The organism is Bradyrhizobium sp. USDA 4451 (assembly GCF_054822585.1).
The window spans coordinates 5428084-5445394 of the sequence record NZ_JBTRCH010000001.1 but is presented as its reverse complement, the minus strand read 5'-3'; the positions used below and the strand labels follow the sequence as shown (position 1 = coordinate 5445394).

The following is a 17311-nucleotide window of genomic DNA, read 5'->3' as shown; positions in this document are numbered from 1 at the left end:
CGTCCAGGTCCTCATTGCGGATTGGTCCCCCAGTCGCCTTTCCAGGCGATCAGACGCCCCTTGCCGAATTGCAGATAGAGCCCGTCGCTCCGCCGCGACAGCACGCTGCCCCTGACATTGGGCAGCGCCACGAACAGCTCGTTGCCCCGCGTGCCGCGAACGTAATTCAAGGGAACACCGAGCGACTGGCTGGCCTGGTCGGCACTCATGCCGAAGGCCAGCGGCACGCTGTTGGGTGGCCGCTGCTGCGCGCGGACCGCGCCGGCGGGCGCGCCCAGCGCGACGATGAGGGTCATGACGGAAGCTGTGACGAACCGCTGCATGACCGACCTCATTGCACTGCCGCCGCGAGCGTGCCGGCGGGCGTCCAGCCGCCGCCGAGCGCCTGGAACAGGCTGCTCGCCGCCAGCAGCTTGTTGAGCCTGACCGTGACCAGATTGTTTTCGGCGGTGAACAGCGTCTGCTGCGCCTGCAGCACCGTGATCAGATTGACCGTGCCGCCGCGCAATTGCGTCTCGGCGACCTCGAATGCCTTGCGCGAGGCGGCGACGACGTCGGATTGCAGGCGCTCCTGCAATGTGTACTTCTGCAACGCGATCAGCGCCTTCTCGACATCGGCGAAGGCCGACAACACGGCCTTGCGATAGGTCTGCAGGTATTGCAGTTGCTGGCCCTTGGCGAGCTTGAGCTGGCTCTCCAGCAGGAAGCCGTCGAACAGCGGCTGGGTCAGGCCGGCGGCCAGCGTGTAGTACCAGGCGCCCGGCGCGAACAGCGAGGCCAGCGCCGCGCTCTGGAAGCCGGTGGTGCCGGTCAGCTGGATCTGCGGGAAGAACGCCGCGCGCGCCGCATCGACGCTGAAATTGGAGGACGCGAGCTGCGCCTCGGCCCTGACGGACGTCAGGCCGCTGGTAGAGCAGTTCCGACGGCAGCCCGGGCGTGACCCGCGGTACGGCGATCTGCGTGGTACTGCCGCCGCGGACCTTGAAATCGGCCGGCGCGCGCGCCACCAGCACCGCGAGCGCCGCGGTGTTCTGCCCGACCGTCACCTCGAGCGGCGGGATCGCGGCACGCTGCGTGGCGACCAGCGCCTCCTGCTGCGACAGGTCGAGCTGCGAGGCGGTGCCGCCGGCGAATTGCGACTTGATCAAAGCCAGGATGCGCTCGGCCGCCGTCAGGTTGCGGCGGGTGACCTTGATCTGATCCTCTGCGGCCAGCACCTGGAAATAGGTATTGGCCACCGTCGCCATGGTGGTGAGCGCGACCACCTCGCGATTGTAGCGGGCGCTGGTGGCGCTCTCTTCCGACGCCGACAGCGTCGCGCGGTTCTTGCCCCAGAAATCGACGATGTAGCTCGCGCTCAGTCCGAGGCTGTACTGCGAGAACGTGCTGCCCGCGGCGAGCGACGAACTCGATCCCGCCGCCACCCGCTGGCTCTCGGCATTCGCCGATCCGGAGATCGACGGCAGCAGCGCGGCGCCTGACACCCCGACCTGGGCGTCGGCCTGCACGATCTGGGCGATCGCCACCGCGATATCGAGATTGTAGAGCTGCGCGGATTCCATCAGCCCGGTCAGCTCGGTCGAGCGGAAGCCGCGCCACCAAGCCAGCGCCGGAACGGCCGCGTCCGCATCGCCCTTGGCCGCGGCCTTGTAGCTCGCCGGCACTTCGAGACTGAGCTCGGGTTTCTCCACCCCGGGGATGCAGCCGGACAGGCCGACGCCCAGCCCGAGGCCGAGGCCGCCGAGCGCCGCCCCGCGCAGGAACCGGACCGGCTTTCGCAATATTTCAAGACTTCGCAACGCTGCACCTGTCGGCATTTACGCGCCCGGTTGAAGTGAGGAGCCCGGCATCCGCATGGCGCCGCCGCGGCGAACGCGCAGGGCCCAAAGGCGAAACCGGTCGAGATAGAGATAGATCACGGGCGTCGTGTAGAGCGTCAGGACCTGGCTCAGGATCAGGCCGCCGACGATGGCGATGCCGAGCGGCTGCCGCAGCTCGCCGCCGTCGCCCATGCCGATCGCCAGCGGCACGGCGCCGAGCAGCGCGGCCATCGTCGTCATCATGATCGGACGGAAGCGCAACAGGCTGGCCTCCCTGATCGCCTCGAGCGGCTCGAGCCCGCGCCCGCGTTCCGCCTCGAGTGCAAAGTCGATCATCATGATGGCGTTCTTCTTCACAATGCCGATCAGCAGGATGACGCCGATCAGCGCCATGATACTGAACTCGGTCTTGAATGCCATTAGCGCCAGCAAGGCGCCCACACCTGCCGAAGGCAGTGTGGACAAGATGGTCAGCGGATGGACGTAGCTCTCATAGAGCACGCCGAGCACGATGTAGATCGTGATGATCGCGGCCAGGATCAGGAACGGCTGGTTGTTGAGCGAGTCCTGGAAGGCCTTGGCGGAGCCCTGGAAGGTGCCCCGGATCGTCGCCGGGACGCCGATCCGGTTCATGGTCGCCTCGATGCTGGTGACCGCGGTGCTCAGCGACACGTTCGGCGGCAGGTTGAACGAGATGGTGTTGGCGACCAGCAGGCCCTGGTGATTGACCGCCAGCGGCGTGGCGCCCTGCCTGAAGGCCGCGACCGCCGAGAGCGGGATCATGGTCTCGCTGCTGGTCGAGACCGCCGACCCGGTCGAGGCCGCGCCCTTACCGGTCGAGCCGATCGAATTGGTGGCCTGGTTACGCGCGGCCTGGGCGTTGGCCGAACTGGTTGCGCTCGAGGTTCCCGGCGCCACCACGGTGCCCGCCACCGCGTTGGTCGATTGCGACCCGCCGACCGATGCGCCCGAGGTGCTGATATAGACGTCCTTCAGCGTCTCCGGGTTCTGCCAGTAGCGTGGCGCCACCTCCATGATGACGTGGTACTGGTTGCGCGCGACATAGATCGTCGACACCTGGCGCTGGCCGAAGGCGTCGTAGAGGGTGTTGTCGATCTGGCTGACCGTGATGCCGAGCCGCGCTGCGGCGTCGCGGTCGATCACGAGGTCGGACTCCAGGCCCTTGTTCTGCTGGTCGCTGTTGACGTCGGCGAGGTTCGGATCGCGCTGCAAGGCTGCCGCGATCTTCGGCGTCCAATCGTTGAGCTCCTCCAGCGTCGAGCCCTGGAGCGTATACTGATACTGCGCGTTCGACGCCCTGCCCCCGACCCTGATGTCCTGCACCGCTTGCAGGAACAGGGTCGCGCCGGGCACCACCGACATCTGGCGGCGCAGCCGCGCGATCACGCCGTCGGCGCCGAGCTTGCGCTGATCGAGCGGCCGCAGCGACACGAACACGAAGCCGGAATTGGTCTGCCCGCCGCCGGTGAAGCCGACCACGGTCTCAACAGCCGGATCGCGCTTGATGATGCCGACGAACTGCGCGAGCTTCTGCTGCATCAGCTGGAACGACACGCTCTGGTCGGCCTGGATCGAGCCGACCAGCCGGCCGGTGTCCTGCTGCGGAAAGAAGCCCTTCGGGATCACGACGTAGAGATAGCCGGTCAGGGCGATCGTGACGAAGAAGATCAGCACGACGCTCAGCGGATGTTCGAGCGCGCCGGTCAGCGTCCTTCGATAGAAGCCCAGCATCGCATCGAAGAAGCGTTCGCTGAGCTGATAGAGCTTGCCGTGACCACCGCTGTGCGGCCGCAGCAGCACCGCGCACATCATCGGCGTCGTCGCCAGCGAGACCGCCAGCGAGATCAGGATCGAAATCGAGATCGTCACGGCGAATTCGCGGAACAGGCGGCCGATGATGCCCGACATCATCAGGATCGGGATGAACACCGCGATCAGCGAGATGCTCATCGACAGCACGGTGAAGCCGACCTCGTTGGCGCCCTTCAGCGCCGCCTCGAGCGGGCTCAGGCCCTGCTCGATGTATCGGGTGACGTTCTCCAGCACCACGATGGCGTCGTCGACCACGAAGCCGGTCGCCACGGTCAGCGCCATCAATGACAGATTGTCGAGGCTGTAACCGAACAGGTACATCGCCCCGAAGGTCGCGACCAGCGACACCGAGACCGCGACCACCGGGATGAAGGTGGCGCGTGCGCTGCGCAGGAACGCGAACACCACGATGACCACCAGCAGCACCGCGAGGATCAGCGTTCGCTCGACATCCCGGAGCGAGGTACGGATGGTGGTCGAGCGGTCCACCGCAAGGCCGATGTCGATCGCCGGCGACACCGACGCCTGCAGCTGCGGCATCAGCGCCTTCACCAGGTCGACGGTCGAGATGATGTTGGCGTTGGGCTGGCGGTAGAGGATGACCAGCACGGCCGGCTTGCCGTCGGCCAACCCGGCATTGCGCAGATTTTCCACGCCGTCGGCCACCTCGCCGACGTCGGAGAGATGGACCGGTGCACCGTTGCGGTAGGCCACGATCAGCGACCGGTAATCGTCGGCCTTGTTGGCCTGGTCGTTGGCGTAGACCTGGTAGCGCTGCTCGCCGACATCGATGCCGCCCTTGGGGCTGTGGGCGTTGGCGTTCGACAGCGCCGCGCGCACGTCTTCCAGGCCGATGCCGTATTTGTAGAGCGCCTGCGGGATCAGATCGACGCGGACGGCAGGGAGCGAGCTGCCGCCCACCACGACCTGGCCGATGCCCTCGACCTGCGACAGCTTCTGCGCCAGCACCGTGGAGGCCGCATCATAGAGATCGCCGCGCGTCAGCGTGTCGGACGTCAAGGTCAGGATCAGGATCGGCGCGTCGGCCGGATTGACCTTGCGGTAGGTCGGATTGCTGCGCAGGCTGGTCGGCAGATCGGCCCGCGCCGCATTGATCGCGGCCTGCACGTCGCGCGCCGCGCCGTCGATGTCACGGTTGAGGTTGAACTGCAGCGTGATCCGGGTCTGCCCGACCGAACTCGACGACGTCATCTCGCTGACGTCGGCAATCTGGCCGAGATGCCGCTCCAGCGGGCTTGCCACCGTGGTCGCGACGTCCTCGGGGCTGGCGCCGGGCAGCGTCGCCTGCACCGAGATGGTCGGAAAATCCACTGCCGGCAGCGGCGACACCGGCAGCTTGAAGAACGCCACGATGCCGGCCGCCGCAAGCCCGAAGGTCAACAGCGTGGTGGCGACCGGCCGACGGATGAATGGCGTTGACGGACCCATGGCTCAACGCGACCCGCTCGCCTCGCCGACCGCGTCCGCCCGCCCGGCGAACCGCAGCGCCAGTCGATCGAACCAGAGATAGATCACCGGCGTCGTGAACAGGGTCAGCAGCTGGCTCACCAGGAGGCCGCCGACGATCGAGATGCCGAGCGGATGCCTGAGTTCGGAGCCGGCGCCGCTGCCGATCATCAGCGGCAGCGCGCCGAGCACGGCTGCCATCGTCGTCATAATGATCGGCCGGAACCGGAGCAGGCAGGCCTGGTAGATCGCCTCCCGCGGCGGCTTGCCCTCGTTGCGCTCGGCATCGAGCGCGAAGTCGATCATCATGATCGCGTTCTTCTTCACGATGCCGATCAGCAGGATGATGCCGATGATCGCGATGATCGTCAGATCCTGCCCCGCCATCATCAGCGCCAGCAACGCGCCGATGCCGGCCGACGGCAGCGTCGAAAGGATGGTCAGCGGATGGATGAAGCTCTCATAGAGCACGCCGAGCACGATATAGACCGTGATGATCGCGGCCAGGATCAGGAACAACTGATTGGACAGCGAGGACTGGAACGCCAGCGCCGCGCCCTGGAAGCTCGTGATCATTCCGAGCGGCTGGTTGATGTCGGCCTGCGCCTGCTTGATCGCGGCCACCGCGCCGCCGAGCGAGGCGCCCGGCGCGAGGTTGAACGAGACGGTTGCCGACGGGAACTGGCCGAGATGCGAGACCTGCAGCGGCGCGGTCTCCACCCGCATCTTGGCCATGACAGACACCGGCACCGGCGTCGTGCCCACCGATGACGGCAGGTAGATCGACGACAGCGAATCCAGCGAATTCTGCAGCGACGGATCGGCCTCGAGGATGACGCGATACTGGTTCGAGTTGGTGAAGACGGTCGAGACGATGCGCTGGCCGTAGGAATCGTACAGCGCGTTGTCGATCGTCGCCGGCGTGATGCCGAACCGCGCCGCCTGGTCGCGGTCGATGTCGACGAACACCGACAGCCCCTGCGCCGAGATATCGCTGGTGACGTCGCTGAGCTCGGGCAATTCGCGGAGCTTGTCGACCAGCTTCGGCGTCCATTCCGCGAGCTCGTTCGGATCGGCGTCCTGCAGGATGAATTGATACTGCGTGCGGCTCACCGTGCCCTCGATGGTGAGGTCCTGCACCGGCTGCATGTAGAGCGCGATGCCGGTCAGTTCCGCGGTGCTCGCCTTGATCCGGTCCATCACCGTCGACACATTGGCCTTGCGCTGCTCGTGCGGCTTCAGGTTGATCAGGATGCGGCCGCTGTTGAGCGTGGTGTTGGTGCCGTCGACGCCGATGAACGACGATAGGCTCTCGACGTCGGGATCTCTGAGGATCGCGCTGGCGAGCCGCTGCTGCCGCTCGGCCATCGCCGCATAGGACACCGATTGCGGCGCCTCGGAGATCGCCTGGATCACGCCGGTGTCCTGCACCGGGAAGAAGCCCTTGGGGATCACGACGTAAAGCAGCGCGGTCAGGCCAAAGGTGGCGAGCGCAATCAGCAGCACGAAGGTCTGGCGATCGAGCACCCAGTTCAGCATCCGGCCGTAGATCGCGATGACATGATCGAAGCCTTCCCGGCTGAGCCGCTGGAAGGTGTTCTCGCGCGCCATGCTCTCCGGCTTGAGCATTTTGGCGCAGGCCATCGGCACCAGCGTCAGCGACACCACGGCGGAGATCAGGATCGTGACCGACAGCGTGATGGCGAACTCGCGGAACAGGCGGCCGACCACGTCGCCCATGAACAGCAGCGGAATCAGCACCGCGATCAGCGATACCGTCAGCGAGATGATGGTGAAGCCGATCTGCTCGGAGCCGCGCAGCGCCGCCTCGAGCGGAGATTCGCCCTCCTCGATGTAGCGCGAGATATTCTCGATCACGACGATGGCGTCGTCGACCACGAAGCCGGTCGCGATCGTCAGCGCCATCAGCGACAGGTTGTTCAGGCTGAAGCCGAACAAATACATCGCCCCCAGCGTGCCGACCAGCGACAGCGGCACCGACAGGCTCGGGATCAGCGTGGCGCGGGTCGAGCGCAGGAACACGAAGATGACCAGCACGACCAGGATCACCGCGAGCGACAGCTCGTATTCGACGTCGCGCACCGAGGCGCGGATCGTGACGGTGCGGTCGGTCAGGATGTTGAGGTCGATCGCGGCCGGCAGCGTGGCTTGCAGCTGCGGCAGCAGATCCTTGATGCCCTGCACCACCGAGATCACGTTGGCGCCGGGCTGGCGCTGGATGTTGAGGATGATCGCCGGCGTCTCGTTCATCCAGGCGCCGAGCTTGTCGTTCTGCGCGCCGTCGACGACGTTGCCGACGTCGCTGAGGCGGACCGGCGAGCCGTTCTTGTAGGCGATGATCAGCGAGCGGTAGTCGCTGGCATTGCGGATCTGGTCGTTGGCATTGATGGTGTAGGCGCGCATCGCGCCGTCGAAATTGCCCTTCGGCGTGTTGACGTTGGCGTTGCCGAGCGTGGTGCGGAGATCGTCGATGTTCAGCCCGTAGGCCGCAAGCTTGCGGATGTCGGCCTGGATCCGCACCGCGGGGCGCTGGCCGCCGCTGATGCTGACGAGGCCGACGCCGGGCAGCTGCGAGATCTTCTGCGCCAGCCTTGTGTCGACGAAGTCCTGCACCTGGGTCAGCGGCATGGTCTTCGAGGTCAGGCCAAGCGTCAGGATCGGCGCGTCAGCTGGATTGACCTTGGCGTAGATCGGCGGCGCCGGCAGGTCCGTCGGCAGCAGATTGCCGGCGGCGTTGATCGCGGCCTGCACCTCCTGCTCGGCGACGTCGAGCGAGATCGACAGGCCGAATTGCAGCGTGATGACGGAGGAACCGGCCGAGCTCACCGAGCTCATCTGGTTCAAATTCGGCATCTGGCCGAACTGCACCTCGAGCGGCGCGGTCACCGACGAGGTCATCACGTCGGGGCTGGCGCCCGGATAGAACGTCTGCACCTGGATGGTCGGATAGTCGACCTCGGGCAGCGCCGCGACGGGCAGGAAGCGGAACGCCAGCATGCCCGACAGCATGATGGCGATCATCATCAGGGTCGTCGCCACCGGCCGCAGGATGAATGGCCGCGACGGGTTCATTTCTTCTGCCCGTCCTCGGACCGCTTGTGGTGGCCGCCGCCGGGATCGGTGCCGTCCTTGCCGTCACCCTTCGCAGTCCCGTTCGCCGCACCCTTGGCATTCCCCTTGGCCGCAGCGGCCGGGTTCGCGGCGTCGGCGGCGGAGCGCACCACGATCTTGGCGCCCTCGCGCAGCTTGTCGGCGCCGTCGATCACGACGCGATCGCCGGGCACGAGGCCCGACAGCACCTCGACGCGGTCGCCGTCGGTGACGCCGATCTTCACCGGCCGCACCGACACGGTGCTGTCGGCGTTGACGAGATAGACGAAGGTGCCGGGGACGCCGCGCTGGATGCCGGCAGTCGACATCGTGGTGGCGTCCTTGTGGGTGTCGAGCAGCAGGCGGACATTGACGAACTGGTTCGGATACAGCGTGCGATCGCCGTTCTCGAACTGCGCGCGCAGCTTGATCGTGCCGGTGGTCGCATCGATCTGGCTGTCGAAGGTCTGCAGCGATCCGTCAGCGAGCTTGTTGGCGCCGCTGCGGTCATAGGCCGCCGTCGGCATCACGGCGCCCTCCTTCAGTCGCTTCTTCACCGCCTGCAGATTGTCCTCGGGCAGCGTGAACAGCACGCTGATCGGCTCGAGCTGCGTGATCACGACAAGGCCATTGGTATCGCCCGGCGTCACGTAGTTGCCGAGGTCGACCTGGCGCAGCCCGACGCGGCCGTTGATCGGCGACACGATGTGGCAATATTGCAGATTCAATTCGGCCGACTTCACTGCGGCGCGGTCGGCTTCCACCGTGCCCTGATACTGCGCGACCAGCGCGACCTGGGTGTCCAGCGTCTGGTGCGGCACGGCGTTCTGGGTGGCGAGGCCCTGGTAGCGCGTGAGGTCGACCTGCGCGCCCTTGAGCTGCGCCTCGTCGCGCGCCAGCGTGCCCTTGGCCTGCGCCAGCGTCGCCTCATAGGGCCGCGAGTCGATCTCGGCGATCAGGTCACCCTTCTTGACCTCATCGCCCTCCTTGAAATCGATCTTCATCAGGTAGCCGCTGATCTGGCTCCTGATCGTCACGGTCGCGAGCGACGTCACGGTGCCGAGCGCATTCAGGCTGACGCCGATATCGCCCTTGCCGACGGTCTCCGGCACGATCGACATCGGACCGGCGTTGCGCCCGCCTCCGGCCTGCTGTGGCGCGGCCTGCTGCCGCGTCCACCAGACGATGCCGGCAAGCACCGCCAGCACGAGACATCCTGTCAGAATCCCCGGCCAACGCGACGCTCGCCTGACTGGTCCAGGTGCGATGATCGACGGGTCTTTGATCTGCTGGTCCATAACCTGCCCACGAAGAAACACGAATGAGCTCGCGCGGCTCTATGTGTCCCCTGAAATCCGCGCGCGCCACATCCGAGAAAGCATTTTGAACGCTTCCGTCCGACAAAGCGCGTTAAGAATCGGAAAGGATAGCCCTCCCTCCCCGTCGGCCGCTATTTCTCGCTGGATTGTGGCTATTTTACCCGATCGTCTGTAGCCAGGGCAACACGATCAGCAACAATCCGGCAAAGTAGATCAGGCCGAAGATCAACCCGAACTTCCAGAAGTCGCCTTTGCCGATATAGCCGCTGCCGTAATACATCGGCGCCGGTCCCGTGGCGTAGGGCGAGATCACGCCCATCAGCCCGAGCGAATAGACGCAGAGCAGCATCAGGGTCTGCACCGACAGGCCGGGAATGCTGGAGCCGACGGCGAGCACCACGGGCAGCACGGCTGCGGTATGCGAAGTGATGCTCGAGAAGAAATAGTGGATCCAGAAAAAGAAGGTGACGAGCAGGATCATCCCGACCAGCGGCGACGTGCCGGCGAGCGGCTTCGCGTAGCCATCGGCCACCCATTTGATGAAGCCGATCTCGTTGAGGCCCGACGACAGCGTGAGCAACGAGGTGAAATAGAAGAACACCTCCCACGCGCTCTTCTCGGCGACGATGTCCTCGAAGCCGATTACGCCGGTCAGCAGCATCAGTGAGATCACGACGAACACCACCGTGGTCGCGTTGATGAAGTTCGCGCCGAGCAGCGGCACGCTGATATTGGGATTGGAGCCGCAGATCCACAGGAACATCGCGAGCAGGACCAGCACCGCCATGATCCATTCGTGCCGCGACGGCGGCCCCATCTTGGCGAGTTCGCCCTCGCTCCAGGTCACGATCTCCGGGCTCGCCTTGATCTCCGGCCGGCACACGACGTAGCTCAGCAGCGGCACCACGAGCAGCAACAGGATTCCGAGCGGCGCGAAGCCGATGAACCATTGCGACCAGCCGATTTCGATATTGACGAGCTTCTTGGCGATCGACAGCGCAGCAGCATTCGGCGCCAGCGCGGTCAGGAACAAAGAGCTGGTGACGGCGGTGGTCGCGAACGCCGTCCACATCACGAAGGTGCCGATCTTGCCCGCGGTCGGTCCCGGTTCCGAGCCATAGATGCGCGGGATGTTGCTGACGATTGGATAGATGGTGCCGCCCGAGCGCGCGGTGTTCGACGGCGTCGCCGGCGCCAGCACCAGATCGGAGAACGCCACCGCATAGCCGAGCCCGATGGTGCGGCGGCCGAGCCCGCGCACCAGCAGCAGCGCCAACCTGCGGCCGAGCCCGCTCTTGCGATAGCCGATCGAGAACACGAAGGCGCCGACGATCAGCCACACCGTGCTCTCGGAAAAGCCGCCGAGCATCCAGCGCAGCGACTTGTTCGGATCGGGCTCGACATAGCCGCCGACGCCCGCGACCGTCAGGCCGATCAGGCCCACCGCGCCGACCGGCATCGATTCGAGGATCAGTCCGGTGATGACCGCGGCGAACACCGCAAAATAGTGCCACTGATTGGCGTTCAGCCCTGATGGCACCGGAACCAGATAGATCACCAGCCAGACCAGCAGCGGCGCAAATGTCCGCCATGACCACTTCATGCAGCGTCCCCCTCAACGTGTTTTGATTGTCGGGCGTGCAAGCCGCCAAGTCCCCATCAAGTCCCGGGCGGCGGCGCCATCCTTTTGTTGCAATGTAGCACGGCCGCGCAGTCCGTTCGGGTGACTGCGGCCGAATGGCGCGGCTTGTGGAGGAACCGGCGCGTTTCGTCAACACGTCGCGACCATGGCGGCGGGCCCATCGCAAGACCGCCCGCGTTTTGCTATCTTGACAGGCGATGACGTCACGCGACTCCGCCTCCTCCGAGATCACGCCCGAGGTGCTGCTGCGCGCCTATGCCTGCGGCATCTTCCCGATGGCGGAGAGCGCCGACGATCCGACCCTGTTCTGGGTCGAGCCGGAATTGCGCGGCGTGATCCCGTTTGACGGCTTCCGTGTCGCCTCGCGCCTGGCGCGCACCGTGCGCTCGGATGCCTTCACCGTCACCGTCGATACCGCCTTCAAGGCCGTGATCGCCGGCTGCGCGGCGCCGCAGCCCGGCCGCGACGACACCTGGATCAACAAGCGCATCCGCGATCTCTATGTCGGGCTGCACGCCTCGGGCCATTGCCACAGCGTCGAGGTCTGGCAGGACGACAATCTGGTCGGCGGGCTCTACGGCGTCAGCCTCGGCCGCGCCTTCTTCGGCGAGAGCATGTTCCACACCGAACGCGACGCGTCGAAGGTCGCGCTGGTGCATCTGGTGGCGCGGCTGATCGCCGGCGGGTTCGAGCTGCTCGACACGCAATATGTGACCGAGCACCTGAAGACGTTCGGTGCGGTCGAAATCTCCCGCCGCCGCTATCGCGCGCTGCTCGACAAGGCGATCACGGGCGCGCCGGCGGATTTCCGCAGGCTCGACACGACGCAGCCGGTCAAGGGCGTCGACGCGCTGGCGATCGTCGCCGAGCGCAATTGAATTAAGCAGATGCCGTAGCCCGGATGCAGCGGAGCGCAATCCGGGGAAGCGCAATCCGGGAAAGTCTCTCCGCGGAGAGAAACCCGGATTTCGCTTCGCTCCATCCGGACTACGCAGTGTCGACTAGTTCCCGAACAATCCGCCGAACAGCCCGCCCGGCCGCTGCTGCTGGGGCGGCGGAGGCGGCGGCTGCTGCTGGTATTGCGGCAGCGGCTGCGGCGGCGGACGCGGCGCGGCCTGCTTCGGCGGCGCGCGCTTCTGGGCCGGCTGCGGAGGCGGCGTCGGCGCCTTGGGCGGATCGGGCGCGGCGGTCACGATGGTCTGGTCCGGCCCTTTGCAGTCGGTCAGCCAGATGTCGTAGATTGGATGCTCGACGCCATGCAGGCCGGGGCTCGCCGCGAACATCCAGCCGGAAAATATCCGCTTCACCTCGCCCTGCAACGTGATCTCGTCGACCTCGACGAAGGCATCGGTGTTGGCGGCTTCGGTCGACGGCCGCGTGTAGCAGGCATCGGTCTTCACCCGCAGCGCGCCGAACTGCACGGTCTCGCCGATATCCTCGTCGAAATTGATGATGCGTCCGGTGATCTTGTCGAGGCCGGAGAAGCTCGCCTTCTTGTTGGTGATCTTGGTCGACGGCGGTTCCTGCACCACCTCGTCGCCGGGCTGCAACGCGGCCGGCGTCTGCGGTGCGGTGCCCGGCGCGCCCTGAGGCGCAGCTTGCGGCGCCGCCTTGGGACGCTGCCCGGGCGGCAGCGGATTGGCGCCGGGCGGCGTGTTGGCAACGGCGGGCCCATTGGGCTGCGGCGGCTGCACGGCCACCCCGGGCGGAGCGACCGTTGAACCGGGCGGCGGCGCCAAGGGCTGCGACTGCACGCTGCCGGGCGGCGGCACCGCCTGCCCTGGCGGCAACGCGCGTGGCTGCGTCGGCAGCAGGCGGCCGCGCGGCAATTCCGGCACTTCCTCGTCGTCGTCGCTGGGCGGCGCCACCTGGCCGCGCGGGATCGCGCCGGGCGGACGCGGCGCGGGATCGGAGAAAATCGTTCCGATCTGCGCGCGCGCGGGCGGCGCAAGCGAGATAGTTGAGGCGGCAATCAAGGCCGCAAAGCCAGTCAGGGCAACGGTTCGAAGCATCTCGCGCGGCTTTAAAGGGCGAATCGGGCTCGCGACAGTCTACCTTGATATCGGCCGCTCGCAGGCCACCGGTTAACACGCCGAATACGGCGGGGAAAGGGCACCCGGCCACCTCTCCCCGGGGCCATCGTCAGCCTCTGGTCACCGTTGGGAGCACGTGTGATAGTGCTCACGCTGAAGGCACGCGGCAGCGCGTGAAAACCTGAGAAAATCCGGATTGAACCGGACCAGCCAGAGGAAACCCAACATGCCAGATCGCATCAGGCTCGATGGCCGGGTCGCCGTCGTCACCGGGGCTGCCGGCGTCATCGGAACCGCGACCCTGCACCTGCTCGCCGAACGGGGCGCGCGGATTGTCGCAGTCGACCGCAAGGGCGCCGATCTTGCCGCCGCCATCAAGGACCTCCCCGCCTCGGCCGAGCCGCTTGCGATCACCGCCGACGTCACCGATGAGGACGAGGTGAAGGACTATGTCCGCGCCGCCGTCGACCGCTTCGGCACCATCGACGCCTTCTACAACAATGCCGGCATCGAGGGCGACATCAAGCCGATCCCCGAATATTCGCTGGAGAGTTTTCGCCGGGTGCTCGACGTCAACGTGGTCGGCGTCTTTCTCGGCATGAAGCACGTGCTGCCCGTCATGCTGAAGCAGAACAAGGGCAGCATCATCAACACCGCCTCGATCGCGGGCTTGGTGGGATCGCCGATGATCGCGGTCTACAGCGCCAGCAAGCACGCGGTCATCGGACTGACCAAGAGTGCGGCCTGGGAGTGCAGCGGCACCGGCGTGCGGGTCAATTGCGTCTGCCCCGGCATGATCGAGAGCCGGATGCTGAGCACGATCCTGCAGGGCCGCTCCGGCGGCAACGCCCCGCCGCCGGTCGAGAAGATCGTCGATCGCATCCCGGCGCGCCGGCTCGGGCTCGCCAGCGAAGTCGCCTCGATCGTCGCTTTCCTGGCCTCCGACGAGGCGAGCTACGTTTCAGGCTCCGCCTACACCGTCGACGGCGGCCGCACCGCCGCCTGATACAACTGTCATTCCGGGGCGGTCCGCAGGACCGAACCCGGAATCTCGAGATTCCGGGTTCGATGCTCCGCATCGCCCCGGAATGACGTAACAGAAAGAAGGTCCACGAATGCCCGTCGTTCTCGATCCCGATGCCGCCGCCGTCTACAAGGCCTTCCAGGAGGCCGGCCGTCCCGCCTATGAATCGCTGACCGCGCCGGAAGCGCGCGAATATTATCGGGCCGCCCGCATCGTCTCCAATCCCGAGCCGCCCGCGCTTGAATCGAGCAAGGAGCTCGCGATCCCGGCGCCGCACGGCACGATCCCGGCCCGCATCTACACGCCGAAGACACTGCGCACGACCAACGGGCTCGCGCCATGCCTGGTGTTCTTCCATGGCGGCGGCTGGGTGATCGGCGATCTCGATACCCACGAAGTCGTTTGCCAGAAGCTTGCCCATGAGGGCGAGCTGATCGTGATCTCGGTCGATTATCGGCTGGCACCGGAGCACCGCTTTCCCGCCGCGGTCGACGACGCCGTCACCGCGACCAGATGGGTCGCCGCCAACGCGAAAGACCTCGGCATCGATGCCGCGCGCCTGATCGTCGGCGGCGACAGCGCCGGCGGCAACCTTGCGGCCGTGGTGGCCCTCACCGCCCGCGACAATGGGCCGAAGCTCGCGGCCCAGCTCCTGGTCTATCCCGCGACGGAGTTTTCGCGGAAGCATCCCTCGCACCGCGAGCCCGAGACCAGCATCCTGTTGACGCATTCGGTGATCGGCTGGTTCGCCAACCATTATCTCGGCGACGCCGACAACGGTGATTGGCGCGCCTCGCCAGCGCGCGCGAAAAACTTCGCCGGATTGCCGCCGGCCTATGTGCTGACCGCCGGCGCCGATCCCTTGCGCGACGAAGGCGACGAGTACGCGAAATTCCTGAAGGAGGCCGGCGTGCCCGTGACCTACCGGCATTTCCCCGGCCAGTTCCACGGCTTCTTCACGATGGGCAAGCTGCTCAATCAGGCCAACGTCGCGGTGACCGAGATCAGCGCCTGGCTGAAGACGCTGGGCTGACCGATCGGATCGGGCGACGCTGGTCGCGTCGCCTCCTGATCGAGGCTCGGGAGCGCATGGCAGGCGCACCTTGCGGCGTTAGCGCGTCTTGCAGTTCCCCGCCTCGCGCGATAGTGCGGCCGGGCGCGCTTCGCCGCCGAGCACTCCAGCCCGCGAGACCCTCTTGCTCACGCCCATCCTCGTCTACGGTATCCCGCTCGATTTCATCCTGTTCGCGCTGACCCTGCTCGGCGTCGCGATCTTCCATCACCACACGCTCGCGGTGGCGTTGACGGGCCTTGCCGCGATCGTCGCCTACAAGCTGATCTTCGCCGGCTTTGCGAAATTCGGCGCGGGCCTGCCCGGCCTCGTGCACCACATGGAGCATGAGTGGGTCACGCTCGCGAACCTGTTCCTGCTGTTGATGGGATTTGCGCTGCTGTCGCGGCATTTCGAGGAGAGCCGCATCCCCGACGAGATGCCGGCGCTGCTGCCCGATGACTGGAAGGGCGGACTGATCCTGCTGGTGCTCGTATTCGTGCTGTCCGCATTTCTCGACAATATCGCAGCCGCGCTGATCGGCGGCACCGTTGCGCGTCATGTGTTCCGCGGCCGTGTCCATATCGGCTATCTCGCGGCCCTTGTCGCAGCCTCCAATGCCGGCGGCGCCGGCAGCGTCGTCGGCGACACCACGACGACGATGATGTGGATCGACGGCATCAGCCCGCTCACCGTCATTGATGCCTATGTCGCTGCCATCGCGGCAATGCTGGTGTTCGCGGTGCCGGCCTCGCTGCAGCAGCACCGCTTCTCGCCTATTGTGAAAAAGGCACCGTCCGGCCTCAAGATCCACTGGACGCGGGTTGCCATCGTCGCCGTGATCCTGCTCGCTGCCCTGACCGCCAACGTGACGGCGAACCTGAAATTCCCTGCGCTGCTCGATGCCCTGCCGGTGCTCGGGCTCGCGGTCTGGGCCGCGATCCTCGTCACCTCGCTGCTGCGGCGGCCCGATTGGTCGGTCATGCCGGAGACGCTGAAGGGCACCGTGTTCCTGCTCGCGCTGGTGACTGCGGCCTCGCTGATGCCGGTCGAGAAGCTGCCGACCGCGTCATGGCAGACCGCACTCGGGCTCGGCTTCGTCTCCGCGGTGTTCGACAACATCCCGCTGACCGCGCTGGCGCTGAGGCAAGGCGGCTACGATTGGGGTTTGCTCGCCTATGCGGTTGGATTTGGCGGATCGATGGTCTGGTTCGGTTCGTCCGCCGGTGTTGCGGTGTCCAACATGTATCCGGAAGCCAAATCGGTGGTCCGCTGGATCACCCAGGGCTGGCCGATCATGGTGGCTTATGTTGTCGGCTTCTTCGTGATGCTGGCGTTGCTCGGCTGGCACCCCGACGCGCCGCATTGATACCAATGCGGAATTTGCCGTGCTGCGATGCACAATCGGACCTGTCTCAAACTTGTGGAAAAGCGAGACAAATCCGTTGACATTGGTAAACTCCATTTGCCGTAACAACTTATGGAGCGTTCGCATGAGTGTTAGTGCAGAAGTTCTCGCCCGTGCCCCGTCGGAACAGATCGACGGCGACGTCAGCGCTGCCAGTCCGCATCGACCACGCAGCAACATTCGGCCGCTCTCGCCGATGCCGGACTACGTCGAGCACCGCAACGGCGTCAACGAGGTGGGCATGCTCTCGGCTGAGGCCGTCGTGCGCGAATATGAAGCGGCGGTGAAAGAGATCGAGGCCCTCGGATCCGAACTGCAATTGGCCGCCAAGAATTGCGAGGTCATGGTGGCCGGGGTCCATGACATGATCGCGGAAATCAAGGAGTTCGCTGCGGGCTATCGTGATCAGGGCAAGCGCTTCTTCCTGCAGATCGAAGCCGTCTCGTTGATGACCACGGAGGTCAGGGACACCTGCGAAGCACTCAAGAAGAAGATCGCGACCGACACATTGACCCGGTGAGATCTGGGCTCGTTTCGTGCGCAGCACGTCCGTGGATTATTAAGCGTGTATTGGTGAATGGCCGCGCAATCCCGGCGCGGTTG

11 protein-coding genes and 1 pseudogene are annotated in these 17311 nt (G+C 66.0%); 5 read left to right on the top strand and 7 right to left on the bottom strand.

The window, feature by feature from the left end:
• Positions 1-11: 11 nt before the first annotated feature.
• From ACVMB0_RS25050 to ACVMB0_RS25025, 6 genes and pseudogenes are all read right to left on the bottom strand, one after another.
• A complete protein-coding gene (locus tag ACVMB0_RS25050) occupies positions 12-323 on the bottom strand; it encodes a hypothetical protein (protein ID WP_461348015.1) in 312 nt (103 codons plus the stop codon).
• Between the two features lie 8 nt (positions 324-331).
• A pseudogene (locus tag ACVMB0_RS25045) lies at positions 332-1817 on the bottom strand (efflux transporter outer membrane subunit).
• Positions 1818-5102, bottom strand: coding sequence for an efflux RND transporter permease subunit (locus ACVMB0_RS25040; protein WP_461348014.1), 3285 nt, complete (start codon positions 5100-5102; stop codon positions 1818-1820).
• A 3-nt stretch (positions 5103-5105) separates the two neighbouring features.
• Positions 5106-8213, bottom strand: a complete 3108-nt coding sequence (locus ACVMB0_RS25035; RefSeq protein WP_461348013.1) for an MdtB/MuxB family multidrug efflux RND transporter permease subunit — start codon at positions 8211-8213, stop codon at positions 5106-5108.
• Positions 8210-9439, bottom strand: coding sequence for an MdtA/MuxA family multidrug efflux RND transporter periplasmic adaptor subunit (locus ACVMB0_RS25030; RefSeq protein WP_461348012.1), 1230 nt, complete (start codon positions 9437-9439; stop codon positions 8210-8212). The genes ACVMB0_RS25035 and ACVMB0_RS25030 overlap by 4 nt, the downstream gene beginning before the upstream one ends.
• 268 nt (positions 9440-9707) lie before the next feature.
• A complete protein-coding gene (locus tag ACVMB0_RS25025; RefSeq protein WP_461348011.1) occupies positions 9708-11153 on the bottom strand; it encodes a DASS family sodium-coupled anion symporter in 1446 nt (481 codons plus the stop codon).
• 236 nt (positions 11154-11389) lie between these two features.
• On the opposite strand from ACVMB0_RS25025, the gene aat reads away from it, so the two are divergent.
• Entirely contained in the window at positions 11390-12070 is a 681-nt protein-coding gene (gene aat, locus ACVMB0_RS25020; RefSeq protein ID WP_456755068.1) for a leucyl/phenylalanyl-tRNA--protein transferase, read from the top strand.
• Positions 12071-12193: 123 nt separating this feature from the next.
• Here the strand turns inward: aat and ACVMB0_RS25015 are convergent, their stop codons facing one another.
• Entirely contained in the window at positions 12194-13204 is a 1011-nt protein-coding gene (locus ACVMB0_RS25015; RefSeq protein WP_461348010.1) for a DUF2155 domain-containing protein, read from the bottom strand.
• Positions 13205-13451: 247 nt separating this feature from the next.
• On the opposite strand from ACVMB0_RS25015, the gene ACVMB0_RS25010 reads away from it, so the two are divergent.
• From ACVMB0_RS25010 to ACVMB0_RS24995, 4 genes are all read left to right on the top strand, one after another.
• Positions 13452-14231: an SDR family NAD(P)-dependent oxidoreductase gene (locus ACVMB0_RS25010; protein WP_461348009.1), complete on the top strand. Its 780-nt coding sequence runs from the start codon at positions 13452-13454 to the stop codon at positions 14229-14231.
• A gap of 109 nt (positions 14232-14340) precedes the next feature.
• Positions 14341-15282 (top strand): alpha/beta hydrolase, encoded by a 942-nt coding sequence (locus ACVMB0_RS25005; protein ID WP_461348008.1) that lies wholly within the window; start codon positions 14341-14343, stop codon positions 15280-15282.
• Between the two features lie 163 nt (positions 15283-15445).
• Entirely contained in the window at positions 15446-16669 is a 1224-nt protein-coding gene (locus tag ACVMB0_RS25000) for an SLC13 family permease (RefSeq protein WP_461348007.1), read from the top strand.
• 235 nt (positions 16670-16904) lie between these two features.
• Positions 16905-17228, top strand: coding sequence for a hypothetical protein (locus tag ACVMB0_RS24995; RefSeq protein ID WP_456755073.1), 324 nt, complete (start codon positions 16905-16907; stop codon positions 17226-17228).
• The last annotated feature ends 83 nt before the right edge of the window (positions 17229-17311 follow it).